The sequence below is a fragment of the Streptomyces dioscori genome (genome assembly GCF_003024195.1).
Lineage (GTDB): Bacteria > Actinomycetota > Actinomycetes > Streptomycetales > Streptomycetaceae > Streptomyces > Streptomyces dioscori.
This window is the reverse complement of sequence record NZ_KZ679048.1, coordinates 49,582-62,949: the sequence shown is the minus strand read 5'-3', so window position 1 is coordinate 62,949 and position 13,368 is coordinate 49,582. Positions and strand designations below refer to the sequence as shown.

The window sequence follows — 13,368 nt, the reverse complement described above, 5'->3', positions numbered from 1 at the left end:
CGCCGGGCCGCCGCGAAAGCCACGGGACCAACGGGGCGGGAAAGGCGAATGACACCACGAACAGTGGGACACCTCACCTCTGGGACAACCGCATTGCTCCACCCGAAAGCGGGAATTACCCTTCCCTCACGCGTTCGTACACGCTTGAACCACGGGGGAAAAATTGAAGGTTCGCCTGCTCGGGCCATTAGAACTCACGGATGGCCCCGTCACGCTGCGTCTGCCCGGCGAGAAACTCCGGGCAACTGTGGCCGCACTGGCACTCTCACCCAACAGGCCGGTGTCACGCAGTGATCTGATCGACGAGTTGTGGGGCGAGGATCTTCCGCGCAATGCGGAGAACTCCCTGCACGGTCATGTCGCCCGTCTTCGCCGCATCATTGACACGCACACCGGAAAGGACAATCTGCGTGATCTGATCCGCACATCGAGTTTCGGATACATGCTTTCCTTGCCCGAGAATGACATCGACGCCTCACTCTTCTGCAATCTGACCCGGCAGGCGGCCACGCTCCACAGGTCCGCGCCGGGCCAGGCGATCCCCCTGCTGAACCAGGCGCTCGCCCTGTGGCGGGGGCCGGCGCTCCTGGACACCGGGCAGGGCCTGATCAGCAGGATGGCGTACACCCGGCTCACCGAGACGCGGCTGACGGCGTACGAGTACCTCTTCGACGCCGAGCTGCGGCTGGGCCGGCACCGGGAGATCATCACGGAGCTGCATCCGCTGCACGCGCGCTATCCACTGCGTGAGCGCTTCTGCGAGCAGCTCATCACCGCGCTCTACCGGTCGGGACGGCAGGCGGAGGCACTGGACGTCTACCACCGCACCCGGCGGCGGCTCGCCGACAACCTGGGCCTTGAGCCGGGGGACGCGCTGCGGGCGCAGTTCGAGAGGGTGCTGCGACGGGAACCGCTGACCGTCTGAACAACGCCCCGCACGGGGCGGTGCCGACGCCGGGACCCACCCGGTGGCGGCACCGCCCCACCGCCGTCATCCCCACCACCGGCGCACCGGCTTGGCCGCCCTCACCACCGTCACACCGACTTCGTCACCCGCAGCAGCCGCCACACCGCGCCCGCACGCGCCCGCCCATGGAAGGCGAGGTACTGCGGGAGCACCAGGCCCGGCGCCCATTTCTCCTTGTACGCGAGTTGGCTCGCCGCCGGGTACACCCGCTCCCCGTGGTCGGCGAGGAACCGGAGGAAACGGCCGGTCAGCGCGCTGGCCGCGGCCGGCTCGTGCTCCTCGGACAGCCCGGTGAAGGGCGTGAACCCGAGGTGCAGCCACTGCGCGCCCTCGCTGCGGAACACCTCGATGGCCCGCAGGTTGACGGCTTCCAGGACCCCGGGCGTGCTCGACGGCACCCGGCGGGTCAGATCGTGCAGCCACCCGGGGTGCCGGCCGTACGCCGGTGAGTACGAGATGTAGGCGACGGCCTTCCCCTCGATCCGGCCCACGAAGAGCCGCCGTTCAGCCTGCGCGGGGCCGCCCAGCTGTCCGACCAGGAACTCGATCTCCTTCACATGCCGTCCCTTGGCGCGCAGCCAGGGCCGGTCCACGGCGGCCAGTTCGTCGGCGACCTCGTCGAGCGGCATCTCGTCGACCTCAAGGCCAGCCCGACGGGCCCGCGAGATCTTGTTGCGGAGTTTGACGAACCGGGTGCCCTTGAGGGTGAAGTCGGGCAGCGCCAGCGCGTAGGAGCAGCCGATCTGGTTCACGGTGAACCCGGCGCGGGCGTGCAGCTCGACGTCCTCGCCCTGCAGTTGTACGGCGACGACCCGCCGGCGCTGTGCTGCGGCGAATTCCAGGAAGGCGGTGAGGAGTTCGGGCTTCTCGCTCTCGGCGGCCAAGGGGCCGCCGAACTGGATCAGATAGCGGCCCGCGCGCCGGAAGACGATTACTCCCGCGCTCCCGGGCCGGGTGAAGTACTCGTTCCCGGTGTTCAGAGCGAGGAACGCGCTGGAATTCTCCGCGTACTCGCCGAGCGCGTACATAACCCTGTCGAAGGTCGCCGTCTCCCGGGTGGTTGACATATCCCGTCCCCCTGTCGTCGCATCAATTCCCCACCCTGTCGATCCGCCCTTCGATCCGCCTGAAACGCCCGTCTCAGTCCGGTGTCAGACCCTTCTCAGCGCCGGCTGGCAGCTTGTGGGAAATCAGCGGGAGATCGATCGGGGGGCCGGTGTGACCGGAATACAGGCGAGGGCTCGTGAAGTGCGTGAGGGAAATGAGGTGCGGCTGGGTCCCGGCGCGCGGAGCTACGGTTCGTACATCGGCGGCCGGAGCGTTCCGGGGGACGACTGGGTGTACGTGGTCGACGCGGCCGCGCTGCTCGACGACGCCTTCTCCAACCTGACGCTCAAGCGGCGCCTCGAACGCGGCCAGGCCCCGGACGGGGAACTGCCGCCCTCGATCGTCGGACGGGTCGCCAAGGCCGGTCCGGACGAGGTGCGGCTGGCTCTTGAGGCCGCGTCCCGGGCCGCCGTCGAGTGGGCGGCCGTGCCGCTGGAGGTCAGGCTCGACCGGGTGTGCACGCTGCTGCACCGCCGGATCACCGAACGCGCCGAGGAGATCGAGGAGATCCTGGTCCAGGAGGGGCATCCCAGGGTGCTGGCCCGCTGGCAGGTCTCCGGGATGCTGGAGTGCTGGGGTCCCGAGTCCGTCGGCTTCTACCACTCGCAGCTGCACCAGGAGTTCCGGCACGGCGTCCGGGAGATCTCCGTACGCCGCAGGCCGGACGGTGTGGTCTGTCTGAATCCGCCGCAGAACGCTCCGATGTCCAGCGCCCTGCTCGGGGTGCACGCGATCTTCGCGGGGAACGCCCTGGTCGTACGCGCTCCGAGGAGCGGACCGCTCGGGGTGATGTACGCGCTGCAGGAGCTGGTGGCCCCCGTGCTGGACGAGGTGGGCGCTCCCCCCGGCACGCTCGGGGTGGTCTGCGGCGACCCCGCTCCCCTGCTGAACGCCTGGCTGGACAGCCCGCTGGTCGACGACATCATGTACTTCGGCAGCAGCGAGGCGGGCATCCGCTTCCAGGACCGGTGCGTGACCGCGGGCAAGAAGCCGATCCTGGAGCTGGCCGGCAACGACGTGGTGACGGTCTGGAAGGACGCCGATGTCGAGCTGGCCGCCGAGGCGCTGACCGAGGGGTTCTTCGGCTCGGGTCAGCTGTGCATGATCCCCAACCAGGTCGTCGTCCATCCGGACGTGGCCGAACGGCTGCTGGCCGAACTGGTGCGCCAGGCCCGGCTGGTCAAGCCCGGCCGGGCGGGCGACGAGGACGTACTGCTCACACCGGTGCTGCGCAACGAGAAGTTCTTCGACTGCCTGGACGACGCCCTGCTGCAGGGCGCCGAGCTGGTCTGCGGCGGGCACGCGATGCTGGTCGATGGTACGCGCGACCCGGCGGGCATCTTCCTGGAGCCGACCGTCGTCCTGGTCCGCGGGCTGACGGACGCCCGGCGCATGACGGCCGTCAGCCAGGAGACGTTCTTCCCGCTGCTGCCCGTGATCGTGGCCGAACCGGACGACGACGAAAGGCTGTTGGAGAAGTTCATCGACTTCGTGAACAGCACGGGCTACGGGCTGCGCAACTCGCTGTGGGCCGCCGACCGCGAGGTGGTCGACCGCTTCGTCGACCGGGTCACCGAGGGCGGTCTGCTCAAGGTCAACGACTCGCACATCGGGTTCCTGCCCTATCTGCCCTCGCACGGCGGCACCGGCCTGACCGGCGGGGTGTTCGGCGAGGCCAACTACCCGGCCCTGCGCACCACGCACGTCCAGGGCGTCAGCGTCTCCCCGGGCGGGATCCGTCCCCGGGACGCGGTCTTCGGCACCGGTGACCGCCCCGCGGCCTGAACACGGCCAAGCACGGTCACCGCTTCCGACACGGCTCGTGGACGGCCGATCACGAACACCCAGACATCCGACAGTTCGAGGAACCCATGCGTTCGATGGACCACGCCCGGGAGACCTGTGAGGCCTTTCTCCCCGGCCTGCTCGACAAGCTCGACGACATACCCCTGCCCGAACTGGAGGCGCCGGGCAGCCCGGCGCTCGACCATTTCCGGGCCTGCGGGGGCCCGGGCCTGGTGATCCCCACCAGGTATCACGGCGGTGGGGCCGACCCGCTCCAGGCGCTCGCGGTCGTCCGCGCGGTCGGCGCTCACTCGCCGTCCCTGGCGGTCGCCACGACCATGCACCACTTCTCCGTGGCCACCCTGTTCACCCTCGCCGACAGCGTGCAGCGCTCCGGTATGGAGTGGGCCCTGCTCGAAGGCATCGCCGAACAGGGCCTGTTGGTGGCCTCCGGGTTCGCCGAGGGGCGGCCGGGACAGGGCATCCTCGCGCCGACGGTCCGGGCGAAGGCGGTCGAGGGCGGCTATCTGGTGAACGGCAGCAAGAAGCCGTGCAGCCTCTCCGCGTCGATGGACCTGCTGACGGCGAGCGTGGCGCTCCCCAGCAAGGAGGGCGAAGAGGGCCACGACGGTGACGGTACGGAGCTCGCGGTGATGCTGCTGCCCCGGGCCACCGAGGGCATCGGCGTGCACCCCTTCTGGAAGAGCTGGGCGCTGGCCGGGGCGGAGAGCGACGAGGTGCGGCTGACCGACGTCTTCGTGGACGAGCAGCTGCTCATGCGGACGGCCGCCGCCGGACCGGGCCGGCTCGACGAACTGCAGACGACCGGCTTCCTCTGGTTCGAACTGCTCATCTCCGCCTGCTACTCGGGCGCGGCCGGCGCACTGGTCGAGCGGGCTCTCGTACGGAAGCACAGTACGTCGGACCGTGCCGACCTGGTGACGCGGCTGGAAACGGCCAACCTGCTCCTTGAGGGTGTCGCCCGGATGCTGCGGGACGGTGAGAGCGACGACGCGGCGCTCGGCAAGGCTCTCGTGGCACGGTTCGCGGCGCAGGACGCGCTGGGCGGGGCGGTGCGGCGGGCGGTCGAGATGCTCGGCGGGACGGCCTTCATCGCCTCGTCCGAGGTCGCGTATCTCGCCGCCGTCTCGCACGGGCTCGGCTTCCACCCGCCGTCCCGGGCGAGCTTCGCCGCCCCCTATCTGGAGCACGTGGCGGGCAGTCCGCTGCGGCTCGCGTGAGGTGGGGGGCATCATGACCGTCGCACCCGCGACCACCGCACGGGAGGAGCTGGGCCGGCTGTACCGCAGCCGGCTGAGCAAGGGCCGGGCGACCCTCGGCGAGATGTTCGGCGGCCATGTGGAGGTCGCCTCGGAGGGCGCCTGGGTGACCACGGCCGACGGCGGCAGGTTCCTCAACTGCGGTGGCTACGGCGTCTTCCTGACCGGCGCCCGGCACCCCACCGTCCTGCGGTACGTGACCGAGCAGCTCCACTCGCACCCGGTGGCGACCCGGCTGTTCCTTGAGCCGCAGGCCGCCCTCGCCGCGGACGCGCTCGTGGCCGTCGCCCCGCCGGGCCTGGAGCGCGTGCACTTCGCGGGCTCGGGGGCGGAGGCCGTGGAGACCGCGATCAAGGTGGCCCGCACCCAGGGCAGGACCCGGCTGATCGCCATGGAGTCCTGCTACCACGGCAAGACCATGGGAGCGCTGAGCCTGACCGGCAAGGACGTCTTCCAGAACCCGTTCCGGCCGCTGCTGCCCGACGTCACACATGTGCCGTACGGGGACACCGCCTCGCTCGGGGAGGCACTGGCGGCGGCGCCCGGCGAGGCGTGCGTGTTCGTCGAGCCGGTGCAGGGCGAGGCCGGGGTCGTGATCCCGCCGCCCGGCTATCTGCGGGAGGTGCGACGGCTGTGCCGGGAGCACGGGGCACTGCTCGTCCTCGACGAGATCCAGACCGGTATGGGCCGGCTGGGCAGCTGGTGGGGAGCCGACGCCGAGGACGTCCGCCCCGATCTGCTGCTGGTCGGCAAGGGGCTCAGCGGCGGGGTCGTACCCGTGTCGGCGGTGCTGTCGACGCCGGAGGCGTTCTCGGTGCTCGACCGCGACCCGTATCTGCACACCTCGACGTTCTCCGGAGCGCCCCTCGCGATGGCCGCCGCACGCGGGGCTCTCGCGGCGATCCAGGAGGACGAACTGATCGACCGCGCACGGGTGCTGGGCGGCGAGATCCTGAACGTGCTAGGGCGGATCGTCCGCGCGCACTACGGGAGCGCGGTACGCGAGGTGCGCGGCCGGGGCCTGCTGCTGGGCGTGGAGTTCGCCGAACCGGGGCCCGCGGGCGACCTGCTCATCGAGCTGATCGAGCACGGGGTCGTCGCGAACCACTCGCTCAACTCCCATCTGGTCCTGCGGCTGACACCGCCCGCCGTCCTGACCCGCGGCGACCTGGACTTCCTCTACGAAGCGCTCGACCGGGCCTGCCGTGCGCAGTCGGCCCGCTACGGAAGGTGACGTGACGACATGCGAAGCGCTCAACTGACGGTACGGACCGGGGGTGTCGGCGCCGTGGAGGCGTACCGGCGGGTCCGGGACTTCGCCCGCTACCCCGAACTGTCGCCCGTCGTCCGGTCGGTGACGGTCCGTGAAGGGACGGACGGCGAGGAGCACAGCGACTGGGCGGTGCACTTCCGCAACGGCATCCTGCGCTGGACGGAGGCCGACCGGTTCGACGAGGAGCGCCTGACCATCGCCTTCCGTCAACTGCACGGTGACTTCGAGGAGTTCACCGGAACCTGGCGGGTGCGGGTCGGCGCGGACTGCCTGATCGACTTCGCCGCCGAGTTCGACTTCGGGATCCCCAGTCTGGCGGGGATCCTGGACCCGGTGGCCGAGCGGGTGCTCAAGGAGACCATCGCGACCGTCCTGACGGGTCTGTTCCCCGGCGCGACGGTGGTCGGCCCCGAGGAGGCCGGCGAGCCCGAACCCGCGGTGGCCGCCTGATGGACGCGCACAACCTCTTCGAGACGCCGGTCACCTACCGGCTGATCCGGCTGGAGTACGGGCTCGGTCTCGTCGTCGCCACGGCGCTGTTCCTGGCACACCTGGACGAGGTGCGATGGCTGCCGGCGCTCGCGCTCTTCGTCTACATCGACCTGGTCGGCTACCTGCCCGGGGCGATCGCCCACCGGCGTGCCAGGGGCAGGCGGATCGGGCGGACCTACCACGTCCTCTACAACGTGATGCACAGCCTCGTCACCCAGGGTCTGGTGGCCCTGGCGTGGATCTGGCTGGCCGGCGCGGAGTGGGCGCTGCTGGTGCTGCCGATCCATCTCTTCGGCGACCGGGCGCTGTTCGGGAACTTCCTCAAACCGTTCGGCCTGCGCTTCGAGCCGGAGACGCATCCGGCGTACGAGCGATTCCGCGCCGAGTACGCGGCGCTGTCCCCGGACACCATGGACGCGGCCGATGAGGAGCGGCGGCTCGCCGGCCGGTTCGACGCGAGGGCGACATGACCGGCACGGGTCTTCTGGACGAGGGCACGGCGGTGTGGCGGTCCGTGGCCGGGGTGGCCGTCCTGACGTGCGGCCCGGCGGAACAGGCCCACGGCGTCACGGTCAGCACGCTGTGCGTCGCCTCCCTGGACCCGCCCATGGTGTCCGTGGCCCTGCGTCGGGGCAGCAGGGGGCTGGCCACCCTGCTGGGATCGGGCCGCTTCGCGGTCAGCGCGCTGTCCGACGGACAGGCCCCGCTGGCCCGGCGCTTCGCCCGTTCCGACCGGACGGACGGCTGGGACCTGCCGGACGCCACCGGTCTGTGGGACGGCCGCTCGGCCTGCGGCGCACCGCTGCTGCGCGACGCCGTGGGCTGGCTGGAGTGCCGGGTCGAGCGGACCGTGGCGGTCGGCGACCACGAACTGGTGCTGGCCCGTGTCCTGACCTCCCGGTCCGGCACCGGATCACCCCTGCTGAACACCCTGCCCACGAGTGCCACCCACGACAGGAGCAGAGCATGACTGACATCACCGGCATGACTGCCGTTCCGGCCGAGGCCGACTGGGCGAACGCCCCCTCGCTCGTCGAGGGCGCGATGAACCTCGAACTGACCGCCGCCGCCTGCGATCTGGGGTACTGGCTGCGCGCGGTGCCCCAGGGCACCCTGCGCGGGCAGATCGCCGGACACGCACCGGACGTCGTTCCTCTCGACATCACCCGTGAGCCCGGCCCGCTGAACGCCGCGCTCACCCAGGAGCTGGCCTTCCGCTCGATCGCCGAGGAGAAGGCGACCCGGGCCATCTCGTACCTGGTCGCGCTGGCGCCGTCCCTGGAGACGATGGAGTTCTACGCCACCCAGCTGATCGACGAGGCACGGCACTCCATGGTGTTCCGCAACCACCTCACCGCGCTGGGGGTCACGGACCTCACCGCCGACGTCGAGCGGCTCGCGGGAGCGGACCGGGACGCGGTCCTCGCCCCGCTGGAGGAACTGGGCCTGCGCGTCCTGCGGGACGAGGGCGACTTCATCGGCGGAGTGGTCGTGCTGACGATCCTCGTCGAGGGGGTGCTGGCGCCGGCCGCCGAGCTGAGCGAACGCAAGTGGCGGATCTTCGACCCGGCGGTCTCCGACATCGAGCGGGGCGCGGGCATCGACGAGATACGCCATCTCACGGTCGGCAGTTCCGTCGCCCGCGAGCATCTCCTCGCCCACCCCGAGGACCGGCCGCGGATCCTGGACCTCATCGTCCGCGGCCGGCGGCTGTGGAGCGATCTGCCCGTCACCGACATGGTGCTGGGCCGCGAGGCCCTGTTCCAGGAAGGGCTCGACAAGCACGCCGACCTGGTCGGCGACTACGAGATCTGGCCCGGACGGCGGCTGGTGGACACGACCGTCGAGGAGCGGGTCGGCACGGCGCTGCGGTGGTCGGAGGAGATGCAGTCCCGGCGGCTCGCGTACATGGGCCTCCCGGAGGCGGCCTGACGACCACCGGGTCACGGCTGCCGGTTCACGGCGTCGGTTCACGGCTGTCGGTTCAAGGCCACCCGCTCAGGGCTGTCGGCGCGCGAGGGCACGTACCACGGCCGCGGCGGCCACCGCGTGCCCTCTGCTGCTGAGCCGGCCGGGCCCCGGCGCCCACAGGGTCCGCGGATCGAGTCCGCGCTGGTGGCGCATCAGGTCGACGTGCTGCGCCGCGTGGTGCAGCGTCACCAGGGCGATGCGCTGGACCAGCCGGCGCTGACGCTCGCGTACGGCGTCCGCTCGGGCGGCGGAGGCGGGGTCCGCCGGTGGTCCGGCCGCCGTGGACCGGTCGAAGGGGCTGATCACGACGGCGTGGCGGTAGGTGGCGCTCCGCAGGGAGTCCAGGACGCGGCTGAGTTCGATCTCCACCGAGTCGAGGTCGAACGTCGTCTGCCGCAGTTCGGGGCCACCGCACGAGATCAGCGCGAGGTCGCCGCGGAAGACGAGGGCGTCCAACACCTGCCGGGAGCGCATCTCGAACAGTGACAGGTCCTTGCGGCCGCGCGCGGCACGGCAGGCGAGGTCGGGGTGCGCCGCCCGGAGCGCGCCGGACACCCGGTCGCTCCAGCTCACCGCGCGGTAGCCGGGCACGACGGCGGCCCGCGCCGGCCGCGACTCGTGCTCCCCCAGGATCACGACCCGCCGCCAGGGCACGTGCGCGAGGGCGGCGACGGCCTCGCCGGGACGCAGACAGCGCGGATCATCGTCCTCCGAGGGAGGAGTCCGGGGCGGCGCGTGCGTGTCATCCGCCATGGGCACCCTCCGTGCCCGTCTCCGCGGGCCTCCCCGTGCTGCCCGTCTCCGCGAGCCTCCCCGTGCTGCCCGTCTCCGCGTTCCTCCCGGTGTCCGCCACCGGGCTCCTCTCCGCGCCCGTCCTCGCGCTCTTCTCCGCGCGTTCGACGTGGTCGCGGAGTTCGTCGGCGACCCGCGACCAGAGGCCCGCGTCGCCCGCGGGCATGCGGTCGAGCACTCCGAGCAGATGGGCGGCGTTACGGCGGACGAGGTCGACGAGCACGTCCCTGGGCGCCGAGGCGACCAGCGCGTCGACCGCCGCCCTCGACACCTCGGAGAGAATCCCTGATGCCGCCAACACGCCCGCCTGCAGGGCGAGTTCGGCCAGGAGGTGGTCGGGGACGGAGTCGGCGGACCCCAGCAGACGCCCGTACGCCCCCTCCAACGCACGGGTGTCCACCGAGAGGGTCCGCCGACTCCGTCTGGGGCGCCGCCGTTCGCCCCGGAGGATCTCCGCCCGCGCCTCGTCCGCCGCTCCGGACAGCGCGAGGGAGATCAGCCGTACGACCCCGTGCGCGTCGAGGTCGGTCAACTCCGCCACCATGTGCGGGACTTCGGGATGCCCTCCGCTCCGCAGGAACTTCTCGCGGGCCAGTGCCGCGTGCTCCCCGCCGCCCACGGCTCCGACGGCCTGTACCCGGTGGGCGGTCAGCTCGCGCCCGTCGTGCAGCCGTACGGTCACCCGCGCGCCCAGCCGTTTGGTCGCGAAGCGGAAGTCGGTCTCGGGGGCCAGCCAGGCCGGGGGAAGCAGGTCGGCGGCACGTTCGTCGGCCGCGCGCACCCAGGCGTCCGCGTGTTCGCCCGCGCGCCGCAGGGCCTGACCCAGGGGCGCGGTCGCCAGGAGCGCGGCGCGGCTGAGCCGCGGGTCGTGGACGGTGCGTACCTTCGCCGCGAGTTCCCAGCGTTCGGGGCGTTCGACGGCGGGAGGCATCAGGTCCGCGGGGCCGAGGCCGCCGGTGAGGAGGGCGGTGGCCACGTTGTAGGGCAGGGAGAAGTTGAGTGCGGCGACGCTCGCGTTCGGGCCGATGTGCCGTGCCCGGGACGCCCGGTCGAGTCCGCCGGTGAGGAGGGACCCGGCGACGACGACCTCCGCGATGTCGTCGGGGGTCGCCCCGGTGGCCCGCAGTTCCGCCGCGCAGTCGGTCGCGCAGTCGACGGCGGCGCCGATGTAGGCGCTGCCCGGGTGGACCTTGTAGGAGAGCGTCTCGGTGTGCCAGAGCGTGCCGAAGCCGGCCACCGCCTCGTCGGGCAGCGGCACGTCCGCGTACCGGCGCAGGAACCCTTCCGGGTGTTCCAGTACGTCCGCGGGTCCGCGCAGCCCGGCGAGGGCCCCGTCACAGGCGGTGAGGCCGGTCTGGATCGGCGTCGCCGCGGCGAACCCCTTGGCGTCGGTGGACAGGAAGCCGGGGGTGAGGGTCCACGGGGGTACGGAGAAGGCCAGGCCGAGCCCGTTCACCCAGGCGCGGGCAGGTGCGTCGAGGGCTCTCAGCCGCCCGGCGACCGTGCCCGCGAGGTGGGTGTGCGCGGCGGCCTGCCCGCGGAAGGGTCCGAGGGTGGCGGCGGCCGTGATCCGGGCGGCGCTCTCGTCGGCGGCCAGGATCGCGGTGAGCAACTGCCGTCCGTCGAGGCGCAGTTGCCGCGCGTACACGACGGGCACGGTGACACAGGAGTGCGAGAGGTGTCCCGCGTACGCCGTGTCGTCGTGGTCCAGGCAGATCGCGGCCATCGCCAGGGAGACGGCCGCGCGTGCGGGATCCGGCTGGAGCGGGCCGCCGTACGCCCGCGCGATCCGTCTGCCGAGCGGATGCGCGTAGCCGGTGCGGGCGGCGGCCAGTTGGCTGAGGAGCTGGCTCCTGAGGTGGGCCACGACCCGGTCGGGGGCGTCGTCGAGTTCGAGGTCGCTCGCCCAGTCGGCGAGTCGCCGGATCAGGGTGCGGCCGCCATTGGCGTCGGCCGGTGCGGCGGTCACCGGACGTGTCCCGTCGTCGTCCCGGCGGGTTCGGCGGCCTCGGCGGCCTCGGGCGCGGCCGGGGCGTCAGCGGCGACCCGCCCCGCGCCGCGCCCGAGGAGCAGCAGCGCGCAGAGCCCGCCGACGAGCGTGCCGGCCGCCGCGACCTGCATCACGAGGTGCATGCCGTCGACGAAGACGGGACCCACCGCGTCGAGGACCGGCTCCCGCAGCGCGGGCGGCAGGGCGTCGGTGCGGGACAGGTCACCGTCACTGAGCAGCACGTACGCACGGTCGCGGGCGTCCTGCGGCATGGGCACCCCGGCGAGCGCGCCGGGCAGCGCGTCCCGCAGGTGGCGCAGCAGCAGCCCGCCCGCGAGCGCCACCCCGAAGACCGCGCCGACCTGGCGGAACGTGTTGGAGATGCCGGACGCGGTGCCGGCCTGCTCGGGCGGTACGGCCCCGAGGAGGGCGACGGTCGCGGGCGCGCCGGTGAAGGACACGCCGATGCCGAGGAGGGCCAGTGCCCACCAGTAGGCGCCGAAGCCGCTGCCCGCGTCGAGCAGGGTGAGGCCGTAGAGACCGGCGGCCGAGAGGAGTGAGCCGCCCACGACGGGGGCACGCGGTCCGGTCCTGGCGGCGGCGAGGCTCGCCGCGAACGAGGCGACCATGATGGGCACGGTCAACGCCAGGAACCGTACGCCCGTCTCGACGGCGCTCAGTCCCTGGACGCTCTGCAGATGCAGGGTGAGCAGGAAGATCGCGGCGAACAGGCCGAAGAGGCTGAGGAAGTTGACGGCTCCCGCGACCGCCACGACAGGTTTGCGGAACAGCTTCAGCGGCAGCATCGGATCGGACTGCCGCAGCTCCCACACCACGAAGGCCGCGAGCGCCGTCCCCGACGCGGCGAACGCGCCGAGGATGGGCGCGGAGGTCCAGCCCTCGCTGTTGCCCTCGATGAGCGCGTACGCCAGTGAGGCGATCGCGACGACGAACAGCAACTGGCCCACGAGGTCCGGACGCCGGGCGCGCGGTCCGCGGTTCTCGGTCAGCAGCCGGGCCAGTACGGCGGTGGCGAGCACCCCGATGGGTACGTTGACCCAGAAGATGGACTGCCAGCCGACGGTGTCGACGAGCACTCCGCCGACCAACGGACCGGCGGACAGGGCGAGTCCGCCGATCCCGGCCCAGATGCCGATGGCCTTCGCGCGGGCGGCCGGTTCGGCGTAGGCCGCCGAGACCAGCGCGAGCGACACCGGGATCATGATGGATCCGCACACTCCCTGCAGCGCCCGCCCGAGCAGCAGGATCTCCGTCGATCCTGCCAGCGCGCACAGGACCGAGCTGAGCGTGAAGCCGACCAGACCGGCGAGGAACAGCCGTTTGCGGCCGATGATGTCTCCGACGGTGCCCGAGGTGAGCAGCAGACAGGCGAAGGCGAGGGCGTACGCGTCGACCACCCACTGGAGGCCGGACAGGCCGGCGTCCAGGTCGCGCTGGATCTCCGGCAGCGCCACGTTCACGATCGTGGCGTCGAGGTAGACCATGAACACGCCGAAACAGACGAAGGACAGGAGCAGGCCCTTCGAATGGCGCGGGGCCGGGTGGCGCGGGGCCGGATGGTGCGTGGCCCGCTGGTGCGCGGTCCGTGCACCGGTCGCGCGTGGTGCGTCGCTCATTGCGGGTCCTCACCGTGAGGGGCCGGAGCGGGGCTTGCGTGAGAAGGTAAATGACCGACGGTCAGTCAGTCAAC

12 protein-coding genes and 1 pseudogene are annotated in these 13,368 nt (G+C 72.0%); 9 read left to right on the top strand and 4 right to left on the bottom strand.

Going from position 1 to position 13,368, the window contains the following annotated elements; translation table 11 throughout:
* Window positions 1-247: 247 nt before the first annotated feature.
* A pseudogene (locus tag C6Y14_RS45190) lies at window positions 248-436 on the top strand (AfsR/SARP family transcriptional regulator); the annotation flags it as partial.
* A gap of 15 nt (window positions 437-451) precedes the next feature.
* The gene (locus tag C6Y14_RS45185; RefSeq protein WP_225891317.1) at window positions 452-925 is read left to right on the top strand and encodes an AfsR/SARP family transcriptional regulator; all 474 of its coding nucleotides are present in this window, start codon (window positions 452-454) and stop codon (window positions 923-925) included.
* Between the two features lie 110 nt (window positions 926-1,035).
* On the opposite strand, the gene C6Y14_RS26185 is transcribed toward C6Y14_RS45185, so the two are convergent.
* Entirely contained in the window at window positions 1,036-2,034 is a 999-nt protein-coding gene (locus C6Y14_RS26185; RefSeq protein WP_107019291.1) for a bifunctional lysylphosphatidylglycerol flippase/synthetase MprF, read from the bottom strand.
* 181 nt (window positions 2,035-2,215) lie between these two features.
* Between C6Y14_RS26185 and C6Y14_RS26180 the strand changes: the two genes are divergently transcribed.
* The 7 genes from C6Y14_RS26180 to C6Y14_RS26150 all read left to right on the top strand — a co-directional run bounded on the left by C6Y14_RS26180 (window position 2,216) and on the right by C6Y14_RS26150 (window position 8,836).
* On the top strand, window positions 2,216-3,859 hold the full coding sequence (locus tag C6Y14_RS26180) for an aldehyde dehydrogenase family protein (protein WP_199854862.1): 1,644 nt from the start codon (window positions 2,216-2,218) through the stop codon (window positions 3,857-3,859).
* An 86-nt stretch (window positions 3,860-3,945) separates the two neighbouring features.
* A complete protein-coding gene (locus tag C6Y14_RS26175; protein WP_107019289.1) occupies window positions 3,946-5,100 on the top strand; it encodes an acyl-CoA dehydrogenase family protein in 1,155 nt (384 codons plus the stop codon).
* A 13-nt stretch (window positions 5,101-5,113) separates the two neighbouring features.
* Window positions 5,114-6,373 (top strand): aspartate aminotransferase family protein, encoded by a 1,260-nt coding sequence (locus C6Y14_RS26170; protein ID WP_107019543.1) that lies wholly within the window; start codon window positions 5,114-5,116, stop codon window positions 6,371-6,373.
* A 9-nt stretch (window positions 6,374-6,382) separates the two neighbouring features.
* On the top strand, window positions 6,383-6,862 hold the full coding sequence (locus C6Y14_RS26165) for a type II toxin-antitoxin system RatA family toxin (RefSeq protein ID WP_107019288.1): 480 nt from the start codon (window positions 6,383-6,385) through the stop codon (window positions 6,860-6,862).
* Window positions 6,862-7,374 (top strand): hypothetical protein, encoded by a 513-nt coding sequence (locus C6Y14_RS26160; protein ID WP_225891284.1) that lies wholly within the window; start codon window positions 6,862-6,864, stop codon window positions 7,372-7,374. Before C6Y14_RS26165 ends, C6Y14_RS26160 begins: the two co-directional genes overlap by 1 nt.
* Window positions 7,371-7,874, top strand: a complete 504-nt coding sequence (locus C6Y14_RS26155; protein ID WP_107019287.1) for a flavin reductase family protein — start codon at window positions 7,371-7,373, stop codon at window positions 7,872-7,874. The genes C6Y14_RS26160 and C6Y14_RS26155 overlap by 4 nt, the downstream gene beginning before the upstream one ends.
* Window positions 7,871-8,836 carry a ferritin family protein gene (locus C6Y14_RS26150; RefSeq protein ID WP_225891283.1) on the top strand — a complete coding sequence of 322 codons (966 nt, stop codon included), beginning with the start codon at window positions 7,871-7,873 and terminating at the stop codon, window positions 8,834-8,836. Before C6Y14_RS26155 ends, C6Y14_RS26150 begins: the two co-directional genes overlap by 4 nt.
* A gap of 66 nt (window positions 8,837-8,902) precedes the next feature.
* Here C6Y14_RS26150 and C6Y14_RS26145 read toward each other — a convergent pair whose 3' ends face one another.
* From C6Y14_RS26145 to C6Y14_RS26135, 3 genes are read right to left on the bottom strand one after another with little or no spacing between them, the layout of a single operon-like run.
* Window positions 8,903-9,628, bottom strand: coding sequence for an SGNH/GDSL hydrolase family protein (locus C6Y14_RS26145; RefSeq protein WP_107019286.1), 726 nt, complete (start codon window positions 9,626-9,628; stop codon window positions 8,903-8,905).
* The gene (locus tag C6Y14_RS26140) at window positions 9,618-11,636 is read right to left on the bottom strand and encodes an MmgE/PrpD family protein (RefSeq protein ID WP_159074314.1); all 2,019 of its coding nucleotides are present in this window, start codon (window positions 11,634-11,636) and stop codon (window positions 9,618-9,620) included. Before C6Y14_RS26140 ends, C6Y14_RS26145 begins: the two co-directional genes overlap by 11 nt.
* Window positions 11,633-13,294, bottom strand: coding sequence for an MFS transporter (locus C6Y14_RS26135; RefSeq protein ID WP_107019285.1), 1,662 nt, complete (start codon window positions 13,292-13,294; stop codon window positions 11,633-11,635). The genes C6Y14_RS26140 and C6Y14_RS26135 overlap by 4 nt, the downstream gene beginning before the upstream one ends.
* Window positions 13,295-13,368 lie beyond the last annotated feature (74 nt).

What these genes read in the sequence shown, in the direction of transcription:
- C6Y14_RS26150 (WP_225891283.1), top strand. Translation starts at nt 7,871, where the DNA reads ATGACTGACATCACCGGCATGACTGCCGTTCCGGCCGAGGCCGACTGG.
- C6Y14_RS26155 (WP_107019287.1), top strand. Translation starts at nt 7,371, where the DNA reads ATGACCGGCACGGGTCTTCTGGACGAGGGCACGGCGGTGTGGCGGTCC.
- C6Y14_RS26160 (WP_225891284.1), top strand. Translation starts at nt 6,862, where the DNA reads ATGGACGCGCACAACCTCTTCGAGACGCCGGTCACCTACCGGCTGATC.
- C6Y14_RS26145 (WP_107019286.1), bottom strand. Translation starts at nt 9,628, where the DNA reads ATGGCGGATGACACGCACGCGCCGCCCCGGACTCCTCCCTCGGAGGAC.
- C6Y14_RS26170 (WP_107019543.1), top strand. Translation starts at nt 5,114, where the DNA reads ATGACCGTCGCACCCGCGACCACCGCACGGGAGGAGCTGGGCCGGCTG.
- C6Y14_RS26175 (WP_107019289.1), top strand. Translation starts at nt 3,946, where the DNA reads ATGCGTTCGATGGACCACGCCCGGGAGACCTGTGAGGCCTTTCTCCCC.
- C6Y14_RS26165 (WP_107019288.1), top strand. Translation starts at nt 6,383, where the DNA reads ATGCGAAGCGCTCAACTGACGGTACGGACCGGGGGTGTCGGCGCCGTG.
- C6Y14_RS26135 (WP_107019285.1), bottom strand. Translation starts at nt 13,294, where the DNA reads ATGAGCGACGCACCACGCGCGACCGGTGCACGGACCGCGCACCAGCGG.
- C6Y14_RS26185 (WP_107019291.1), bottom strand. Translation starts at nt 2,034, where the DNA reads ATGTCAACCACCCGGGAGACGGCGACCTTCGACAGGGTTATGTACGCG.